Consider the following 1,743-nt stretch of genomic DNA (forward strand, 5'->3'; position numbering starts at 1 on the left):
GATCCGCTCCGGTCGGGTACGGCGTGTGGTCGGCCTCGAGGCCGTTCGTCGGGTCGAAGTCGTACGGCGTCGGCGCCGGCTGCCCCGCGGCCAGCGAGGCCGCCAGCAGCCCGCTCTGCTCGATCAGCAGGTTGGCGCTGTAGGTGCCGAAGTTGGTCTGGCCGCCCTCGTAGGCCTGCCAGGCGTACTCCTCGGGGGTGGTGAAGTAGCCCTGGTACTCGTTGGCGAGCCCGCTGATCGCGACGGTCTCGACGCCCGAGCCGGCCAGGGCCGAACCCACGGCGTCCTTGATCTGCTCACCCACCTCGGTGGTGACCTCGCCCGGGTTGGAGATGACCACACCGTCGCCGACCCGCACGAGCATCAGCGGGGCCCCGGCGGGCAGCTCGGAGCCCTGCGGCTGGAAGGGGATCTTGTTGCCCTGGGGCCCTCCGGTCGACGCCGGCAGGCGGTAGCCCTCGAACACCGCGCCGGTGTTGTCGTGCAGCTGGCCGCGGTGCTCGTCGGAGCCGGTCAGCAGCGGCAGGCCGGGCACCGCCTTGTCGTCGACGCGGCCGCCGACGGTCTGCTGCCCACAGAAGCAGAAGCGGGTCCAGCGCACATCCAGCTCGGCGGTGGTGGAGAGATGCTCGCCGGCCTCGTCCCAGGCGCGCAGGATGGCGGCCGCCTCGACGCGGCCGACGTACTCGGCCGCGGCCGGGCCGGTGCGGTCGAGCGCGGAGGACGTGTCGCCCTCGTCGGCGTTGGAGAAGGCGACGACCAGGTCCTGGTCGCGGGGGAGACCGCTCGACTCCCGGAGCGCACCCTCGGTCGCCAGCATGGCCGGCCCCAGGTGGTCGCCGTTGTAGTTCTCGGCGAGCTTGCCGAGCGTCACGGTGCCGTGGTTGGCGAACGTCGTCCAGAGACCGACCGGCACGAGGTCGCCGCCGACGACCTTGTCGACACGCAGCACCTCGAGGTCGGGGTCGATCGTGCCGGCGGCACCCTCCGGGCTCTCGGAGGCCCGACCCTCCCCGAGGTCGCGTTCGATCCCGAAGTTGGCGAGGTGTGCCTCGATCGAGCGGTTCTCGGTGAGTCCGACCGGGATCTCGGTGTGACCCCAGGCCGCGGCCCCCGGAGCGAGGTCGTCGTCGGCGCGCTCGATCGCGCTCGCGACCTGGCGGGCGAGGAAGCCGTAGAGCTGGGGGTCCGGCTGGACGGTGAACTCCGTCGGTGTCGGCACGTTGGGAAAGACGGTGTTGTGTGTCGAGTAGGGGAAGTACTGCCCTGGAGCGCTGTGCGTGTGGGTGCCGGCCACGATCATCGACTGCTCGTCGATGTCGCGGTCCTCCAGCAGCGCGGCGACCTCGGTGAGCAGACCACCCGGCACGCAGCACAGCTCGGTGACCACCAGCGCGACCTTGGTCTCGCCACGCTGCAGCACGATCGCCCGCGCCTGCAGTCGCGTGTGCTGGCCCTTGGCCCGCGCGTCGGAGCGCACGTTGCCCATCGTGAAGTAGCCGGTCGGGGGCGTGATGTCGGAGCGGCCGACTCCGACCAGGAGCATCGGCGGCGGCGGCGACGCAGCGGCGGCGGAGCCGGCTCCGCCGGCGGGACCGCCGAGTGGCGCGACCGACACGACCGCGAGGGCCAGGAGCGCGGACAGGAGGAGGGCGGAGATCCGGGTGGACACACCTGCTCAACGGCGCTCGCGCGGGCGAGTTATGGCAGAACTGCTGTTCGGGGGTAACGCCCCGGCCGCTG

1 protein-coding gene is annotated in these 1,743 nt (G+C 72.2%); it reads right to left on the reverse strand.

Features of this window, described 5'->3' with window-relative positions; all coding sequences use genetic code 11:
- A partial coding sequence (locus VOI19_RS19095; protein ID WP_323794510.1) for a neutral/alkaline non-lysosomal ceramidase N-terminal domain-containing protein occupies nt 1-1,672 on the reverse strand: 1,672 nt, incomplete at its 3' end.
- Nucleotides 1,673-1,743: the final 71 nt, after the last annotated feature.

The organism is Nocardioides sp., from assembly GCF_034670285.1.
In the GTDB taxonomy this organism is placed as follows: domain Bacteria; phylum Actinomycetota; class Actinomycetes; order Propionibacteriales; family Nocardioidaceae; genus Nocardioides.